The 8,981-nt window shown below is 29.1% G+C and carries 5 protein-coding genes; 4 read left to right on the forward strand and 1 reads right to left on the reverse strand.

What is annotated here, in order from left to right; genetic code table 11:
* Positions 1-104 precede the first annotated feature (104 nt).
* From COL3_RS14905 to COL3_RS14915, 3 genes are all read left to right on the forward strand, one after another.
* Entirely contained in the window at positions 105-890 is a 786-nt protein-coding gene (locus COL3_RS14905; RefSeq protein ID WP_008427388.1) for a Cof-type HAD-IIB family hydrolase, read from the forward strand.
* Positions 891-1,309: 419 nt separating this feature from the next.
* Positions 1,310-3,529, forward strand: coding sequence for a methyl-accepting chemotaxis protein (locus COL3_RS14910; protein WP_035284128.1), 2,220 nt, complete (start codon positions 1,310-1,312; stop codon positions 3,527-3,529).
* Positions 3,530-3,844: 315 nt separating this feature from the next.
* Entirely contained in the window at positions 3,845-5,182 is a 1,338-nt protein-coding gene (locus COL3_RS14915; protein ID WP_008427391.1) for an FAD-dependent oxidoreductase, read from the forward strand.
* 59 nt (positions 5,183-5,241) lie between these two features.
* Here COL3_RS14915 and COL3_RS14920 read toward each other — a convergent pair whose 3' ends face one another.
* The gene (locus COL3_RS14920; protein ID WP_008427393.1) at positions 5,242-6,756 is read right to left on the reverse strand and encodes a PLP-dependent aminotransferase family protein; all 1,515 of its coding nucleotides are present in this window, start codon (positions 6,754-6,756) and stop codon (positions 5,242-5,244) included.
* A gap of 334 nt (positions 6,757-7,090) precedes the next feature.
* Between COL3_RS14920 and COL3_RS14925 the strand changes: the two genes are divergently transcribed.
* The gene (locus COL3_RS14925) at positions 7,091-8,890 is read left to right on the forward strand and encodes a heme NO-binding domain-containing protein (RefSeq protein WP_008427395.1); all 1,800 of its coding nucleotides are present in this window, start codon (positions 7,091-7,093) and stop codon (positions 8,888-8,890) included.
* Positions 8,891-8,981 lie beyond the last annotated feature (91 nt).

An 8,981-nucleotide genomic window follows, 5' to 3' on the forward strand; every position in this document is an offset into this window, starting at 1 on the left:
AGAACCTGATAATATTTAACGATTTAAAATTTCAGGTATTTTCTTTTTTTTATAAGTTATTGTATTATGAAGTATAGGAAATATTATTTTGGCTAGGGGGAAACATGGAGAGAAAAGCAGTTTTTTTTGATATTGATGGAACTTTATATAACAATAAAATAGGCGTACCAGAAAGTGCAGCTCAGGGAATTAAAGAATTAAAAGATAATGGACATTATGCATTTATATCAACAGGAAGAGCAAGGGCAATGATTCCACAGGATTTAATAGATTTAGGTTTTGATGGAGTATTAGCAGCTTGCGGTGCTTATGTGGAATATAAAGGAGATGTCATTTATAATATTGATTTAGAAAAAGAAATAGCTAATAATGCCATTAGCGCATTAAGAAAGCATAACGTACTTTGTGTATTGGAAGGACAGGATTATTTATATATGGATGAGGATGATTTTTCTCAGGGGGGATTATTTTCTGTGGCAAAATTTAAAGAAAAGCATGGGGATAAGATAAAACCAATTACTGGAGAAGAGTATCACATTAATAAAATCACTTGCAGAGTTACCAAGAGTAGTAATTTTGAGGAGGCATTTAAAGCTATTGATAAAGAGTTTGATTGTATATATCATAATACAGAATTTATTGAGTTAGTTCCTAAGGGATTTACAAAGGTAAAAGGAATAGAAGCAATAATAAAACATTTGGGTGTATATATTGATAATACATATGCATTTGGAGATAGTTTAAATGACATTGATATGCTTAAGTATGTAAAATATGGAATTGCTATGGGAAATAGCAGTCCAGAGATTCTTAAAATTGTGCAATATAGAACAGATACTATTGAGAATGGTGGAATTTATAAAGGATTAAAACAATTTAAATTAATATAGATAATAGTAAATAAAATTTTTAAGTAATAGACTGTTAAAATGGAAATTGTTTAGCAGTCTTTTATTTGCATAAATTTACATAATAAGTTAAAAAATAATACAATGATTGACATTTTATACTATAAAGCATTACAATTTTAATTAGAAATATAATCATTATTAGATTATTCTTAAATACTCTAGTAGTTATTTTCACGAGGTTAAAGTATGCGATTTTAATTCAGAAAATTCAGAGAATTATCAAAGAGGAAAGGAGAAGTCCCAAAATGCAATTGAATATAGCTAATTGTATTTTGTAGACAACATAATAATACTCAATGTAGTTATAATTATAAAATGGATTTCTAAGTAAGTTAATGGTAGGAAAAATTAAAATTGTTACTAATTTAATGAATTATGGGTATGAGGGGGAAAGAAGTATGAAATGGTTTATTAATCTAAAAATAAGCAGAAAATTAATATTAAGTTTTGTTGCAATTTCATTAATTTTTGGATTTATGGGTGCTTATGGAATTTATTCCTTAAATGCAGCAAAAACTTTGGATAATGAATTATATGAAGATATGACAGTTCCTATTTCAGAAATGGGGCAAATAGCAGCAATATATCAAACCTTGAGAATGGATGTACGTGATGTAATTATTGCAGAATCACCTAGTGAAATTTCGGCTATTACAGATAGAATCGAGGAGAGAAGGGCTAATATTACTAAATTAGCAGACTCTTTTGATAAAACCATTACATCAAGTGATATGAGAAAGGAATTTAATGATTTTTTAGAGGCAAGAAAAGTATTTAAAACTGAACTAGATAAAACATTAGAACTTGCTAAAGCTAATAAAGATAGTGAAGCGCTTGCTATGAATAATGAAGATGGCGGACTTGGGAAAGCTGTAAAGGCTGAACAAAATCTTATAGATAACATAATTAATATGAAGGTAAATGAAGCCAAAGAAAAAAGTGATGAAAATAATAAAAATGTTATTAGAACTATATTAGTAATGGGTGTAGTATGCTCATTAGTTATTATTGCATCTATATTAATTGGATTATATATTTCTAGTTTAATTACTAAACCTATAAAAAGAGTATTACATATGATTGAAGAAATGAATAAGGGACACCTTGGGGAAAGAGCAAATATTAAAACAAATGATGAAGTGGGTCAAATGGCTAAAGTTATGGATTCTTTTGCAGATAGTTTACAGAACGATATAATTGGTGCAATGAATAAAATCGCTGAAGGTAATGTAAATGTGGATATACCTATGAAAGATGAAAATGATGAAATATCACCGTCCTTAAACAAAATGGTAGAAAATATAAGAAGTCTAGTATCAGATGCTAATATGCTTGCAAATGCTGCTATAGAAGGAAATTTAGATATAAGGGCAGATGAGACAAAACATAATGGGGATTTTAGGCATGTAGTTAGAGGGGTAAATCAATTAATAGGAGCAATGGTTAATCCAATTAAAGAAGTTGTAAATGTTATGGGGGAAATTTCTAAAGGAAATTTAGGGATTCCTGTAAGTGAGCATTATAAAGGCGAATTTGGAATATTGGCTAAGTCTGTTAATACTACTGAAGAGATTTTAAAACATGTAGTAAACGAAATTTCAGAAATATTAGGACAAATATCCGAAGGAAATCTTATGATTGATACAGTAAGAGAATTTAAAGGAGATTTTAAAAATATATCTATTTCATTAAATAAAATAATCGATTCATTGAATGCTATACTTAGTGAAATAAATGCCGCTTCAGATCAAGTCTTTACTGGTGCTGGCCAAGTTTCAGATGGAAGTCAGGCATTATCGCAGGGAGCAACAGAACAGGCAAGTGCTATTGAAGAATTGACATCTTCTATAACTCAAGTGGCAGCACAAACTAAAGAAAATGCTGCTAATGCAAATTCAGCCAAGGAACTTGCTCTAAAGGTAAAGGAGAATGCGGAACAAGGAAATAAGCATATGAATGAAATGCTTAAATCTATGGGAGAAATCAATGAATCCTCTGCTAATATTTCAAAAATAATAAAAGTTATAGATGAAATAGCGTTTCAAACTAATATTCTTGCACTTAATGCTGCTGTAGAAGCTGCAAGGGCAGGTCAGCATGGCAAGGGATTTGCAGTAGTAGCAGAAGAAGTAAGGAATTTAGCGGCAAGAAGTGCAAATGCGGCCAAGGAAACTACAGCTCTTATTGAAGGTTCAATAAGGAAATCTGAAAAGGGAACTGAAATTGCCAATAATACTGCACAAGCTTTAAATGAGATAGTTGATGGAGTATCAAAAGCAGCAATACTTGTTACAGAAATAGCAGCATCCTCAGATGAGCAGGCAAGTGGGATACTACAAATAAATGTGGGTATTGAACAAGTATCTCAGGTTGTTCAAACGAATTCTGCAACAGCTGAGGAAAGTGCAGCGGCAAGTGAAGAACTTTCAAGTCAGTCAGAAGTACTAAAGGAAATGGTTTCTAGCTTTAAGCTTAGAAATAATAAGAATGAGTTATTAAAAAATTATAGAGTGAAACAAACCTATAATATGAATGATAGAATTTCGTATAAAGAGGCAGCTGCAACATCTAACCGTTTTAAAATAAATTTAAATGATGTTGAATTTGGTAAGTATTAATAAGCTTGTTGATTAATATTTATTGTCTAATAAAAAGAGGAAAGTGATAAATAAGAAATTATTTTTACTTTTCTCTTTTTTATACTATTTATCCTTATTAAGGAGGGATGAATTAAAGTATATTATATAAGTAAGTGCAGAAGACTATATTATAATTATAAAAGTTTAAGTAGCAGAAAAGATTATTAATTAATAAAATACTTTGTTATAGAATAAGAGAAAATTATTTCTTTTTTTTAATTTAAGATGTATAATTATTTGTAGATAATAATTATTGTTAAGAAATAATTATTAGAAAATTTAAGGAGGAATTATATGAAAGTTATTGTAATAGGATGTACCCATGCAGGAACAGCTGCTATTGTTAATTTAAGAGAATTATACCCAGAAAGTGAAGTTATAGTATATGAAAGAAATGATAATATTTCATTTTTATCTTGCGGAATAGCTCTAAGTATTGGTGGAGTTGTTACTGAAACGGAAAAATTATTCTATAATTCTCCAGAGCATTTAAGTGCTTTAGGAGTTACGACAAAAATGAAGCATGATGTTTTAGATATAAATTTTGATAATAAAACTATAAAAGTGAAAAACTTAGCAAGCAGCGAAGTATTTGAAGATAATTACGACAAACTTGTTTTAACATTGGGCTCTTGGCCAATAGTTCCTAAGTTTGAAGGCGGAGATTTAGACAATATTCTATTATGTAAAAATTATAATCATGCAAAAGAAATTGAGGCAAGAGGCGGCGATGCAAAAAACGTAGTTGTAATAGGTGCAGGATATATTGGAGTAGAACTTGCTGAAGCCTTTAAAATGAAAGATAAGAATGTAACTTTAATTGATGCTGAAGAAAGAATAATGTCAAAATATTTAGACAAAGAATTCACAGATATTGCGGAAGAACAATTTAAGGAACATGGAATTAATCTAGCATTAGGAGAAAAAGTTAAGTTATTTAAGGGACAAGATGGTAAAGTTTCTCATGTGGTAACTGAGAATAGTGAATATGAAGCCGATTTGGTTATACTTTGTATTGGATTTGCACCAGCAACTGCCCTTGTAAAAGGAAAATTAGAGACCTTGGAAAATGGTGCGATTATGATTGATGAATACATGAGAACAAGTAAAGAAGATGTATTTGCGGCAGGAGACTGCTGTGTTGTAAAATATAATCCTGCCGATGACACAAGGTATATACCACTAGCTACTAATGCGGTTAGAATGGGGACATTAATTGCACATAATATAGTTGAGCCTAAACTTAAATATATGGGAACACAAGGTACATCAGGAATTAAAATATATAAAAAATGTATAGCATCTACAGGATTAACTGAAGAAGTTGCAAGGAATACTACATCATTTAATATAGATTCAGTTTCAGTAACTGATAATTATAGACCTGAATTTATGCCTACTTTTGAAGAAGCATTATTAAAATTAGTGTATGATAAAGACAGCAAAAGAATATTAGGTGGTCAAATAATTTCAAATTTAGATTTAACACAATTTATGAATACATTATCAGTAGTAATTCAAAACAGAATGACGGTGGAAGAGCTTGCTATGACAGATTTCTTCTTCCAGCCACATTTTAATAAACCATGGAGTTTATTAAATATAGCTGCACTTCAAGCATTAAAAAATTAATTAATGTAAAAATTACCCGACCACACACATTAGTGTGGTCAGGTAATAAAAATATAATTTCAGCTATTATTTTCTAAAATTTTAATATTTTTTCCAATTATTTTGATACCTTTTTTAATGTCATCATCTTTGACTCTCCCAAAGCCAATTCTAAAAGTGTCACTGCCTTTTTGGACGATTTTATTGTGGCTAGCAAATTCACTTATAGTATCATTAACTATTTCTGAGTCGAAATTTTCATAAAATATATCACCAGGCATAAATAATACATTTTCTTTATAACAAAGATCTAGAAGTTCGCGGGCATTTATGTTATTCTTCAATTTTACAAATACATGAAGACCACCCTCACCAGTTATATATTCATAAGGAATATATTTTTCAATCATTTCTAAGACAAGGTTATATTTATCTCTATAATACTTTCGTACATTTTTAACATGTCTATTAAAAGCACCGCTTTTTAAATAATAGTAAAATACACTTTGATCTAAAAAAGAAGAATGAATATTCTTTCCTCTCTTCACGCTTTCTAAAACATCTATAAGTTTTTCATCTCCAAATATCCATCCAATTCGAAGCCCTGGGAATAATATTTTAGAAAGGCTTCCAATATAAATAACTCCATTACCACTTCCACATAGTGAGGCAATAGGGTCAATAGGTGAACTTGAATATAATAGTTCTTCATTAAAACCGTCTTCTATTATTGGGACAGAGTATTTTCTAAAAAGTTTGTATATTTCTTTTCTTCTTTCAGTTTTAGTTACAATCCCTGTTGGATTATTATATGAAGGAATTAAATATCCAAACCTTGGATTATATTTGCTTAAGGCATTCTCCAAGGAGTCTAAATCAAGTCCTTCCTTATCCATTTTCACTTGGACAACCTTAAGACCATAGGCTTTCATAAGTTTTAGAGCAGTATTATGAGTTGGCTCTTCGCATAATATAATGTCTCCTTTTTTAGTTAAGGAACTAATAACTATATCGAAGGCTTCAGTAAAACCATTTGTTATAAGGATGTCTTTATTAACAGTGATTACACGTTTTTCTTCCATATAATTAAAAAAATAATCTATTAAAGGCTTATAACCTTTCGCATATCCGTAATTAAGTAAATTGGACTCTTCATAAGTCCAAGCGTCCAAAAGAGCTCTTTTAAAATCATCGAGATTAAATAAATGACTTTCTGGAGAGATAGACTTAAAAGATATCATTCCTTTTTTATATGGTAATTCATTTTTTATAATATCAAATTTTTTTAGGGTATCTCCGTAATTGTTCATAATACTTAAATAGTCTACATTATATTCATAACTTTCATTTTCACTTTCAATAGAGATGAAAGTACCTATGCCTCTTTTTGTAGTTATTATTCCAATGCTTTCAAGTTCTTCATAAGCTGAAATAACAGAGTTTCTACTTATATTCAAAAATTTACTCACTTCTCTAGTTGAAGGAAGTTTACTATCTTTTTTTAATTCCCCATTTTTAATTCCTAACTTAATATGTCTTTCGATTTGAATGTAAATAGGTTCTTCTTTATTTAATACGAGATTGGAAAATATCAATACTAAATCACCTCTTTAGAATAAAATAAGTTTTATTAAGATTACATTAAGTGACGATATTTAGGTATATCATCATCAATTTGAGTAATAGAAATTAGATATTTATAATATCAATACTCAATAGAATTATCATACAACTTATTTTGTATCAACTCAATAAAATGGTTTTAGTCTGTATATTTATCTTAATAAAAGGATTTATATTCTCTAATAATATTAATTATTTTTTGTGAATCTCTTATTAACAACAAATTGGTATTAATGTATAATTAATAATGAGAATAAATTTATAAGCAGAGTAAGCTTGATTAAAATAAAGTAGGAGGAGTAATTTATGAAGGGGACAGTTGTTTCGACTTGGATGAGAACTAATAGTAAACTATTCGGAAATTCAGTTGTTAATGATGCAATGGATAATGTTGGCTGGGGAAGCAACAAAATATTTTCACCTATTGAGAATGTTAATGATGATGAGGTTAAAAAAGTAATATCATATATAGCTCAAAAACAAAACATGGGGGTAGGTGAGTTATGGAGATTAATTGGGCAGGATAACATAAAAACTTTTAGTCATGACTACCCTGCATTTTTCAAACATGATAATGTTTATTCTTTTTTAAAGTCAATGTTTGATGTACATATAGTAATGACAAAGAAATTTTCAGGAGCAAAGCCACCTTTAGTATTAATTGAACCTATTTCAAATAGAGAAGCTATATTTAGTTATAATTCTTCTAGAGGAATGTTTGACTATTTTCTTGGAATGTTAAATGGGTCATGCGAACATTTTAACGAGAAAGTAGATATAAAAGAGGTTTTAAGAACTGATACCGAATTAAAATTAAAACTCACTTTTGATAAAGATATATATTATAATAAGAAATATTTCTTTAATAGATTATTTTCATTAGGATTTATTAAGAATTTTGGAGCTAAAATAGGATTATTTACATTTGTATTGTCAGCGGTGGTACTAGTACCTATGTTAGGCATGGACAATATTATTAAGAGTATTATTGGGAGCATTGTAGCCGGCTTTGGGTCTTTCATAGGAGCTTCTCTAATGATGTCTCCTTTAAGTCAAATAAAAGAAGAAATAAATAGAATTATTAATAATCAATATAATATTGATGGTAGTATTGCAACAAACGATTTTTTTGAGGAAATATTTAAACTTCTTAAAGAGCACAAGAAAGTTATACAAGCGGATTTTGTAGGATTTAAAGGTGTTACAGATGAAATGAGTACTTTTGTAGATACTATTAATAAGATATCCGATACTATGAATCATACATCTAATGAAATAAGTGGTGTTGTTGAACAAGTAGCAGAAGGTGCTATTACTCAAGCGCAAAATACAGATAGCGCAGTACAAGCACTTAATGGAAATATTCAGGCACTAAGGAGTATAGTTAAAAATGAAAATTCAAATAAGCTAGAACTTGAAGCGGCAATGTATAAAATAAATAATAGTTATGAAAATGTAGATAATGCAAGCAAAAACATTTTAACTTCTCTAGAAAAATTTGAAGACGTTAAGGCTAAAGGAACACACCTTGAAGAGAGAGCTAGAGGCATAACGCAAATTGTTTCAATTGTTTCAGGAATATCTGAACAAACTAATTTATTAGCATTAAATGCGTCTATTGAAGCAGCAAGAGCTGGTGAACAAGGTCGAGGTTTTGCTGTTGTAGCTGAGTCAATTAGAAAATTAGCTGAACAATCTAAAGATGCAGTTTTAGAAATTAACTCTAATTTAGAGCAATTTGTAAAAGAAATAAAATTACTAGTAGGTCAAATTGATAATCAATATGATATATTAGCAAAAGAGACTGACAGCTTAAAAACAGTTAGAGATATAAGCTTTGAAGCTAATCAGTCTGTACAAAGTGTAGCTGGTTCTATGATAGAAACTATAAATAAGTTAAATACAGAAGCTGATTCAATCTCTAATATTTATGATGGTATTGAATCTTTAGCTGCAATTGCAGAAGAAAATTCAGCATCATCAGAAGAAGTAAGTGCTAGCGTAATAAATTATACAAATGAAATTAAAAAACTAATAGAAAATATATATGACTTTAAAGGCATAACTGAATCCTTTAAAAATGATTTAGAAAAGTATAATATTTAGCTTACGTATAGACATAATACATGTTAACTTGATTAATGTGGTAGCTTACCGAAATAATAAATATTTTTATTACGAAAAGCTATGAAAATAT

Origin of the sequence: Clostridium sp. LS (assembly GCF_002760435.1) — a bacterium.
GTDB lineage: Bacteria > Bacillota > Clostridia > Clostridiales > Clostridiaceae > Clostridium.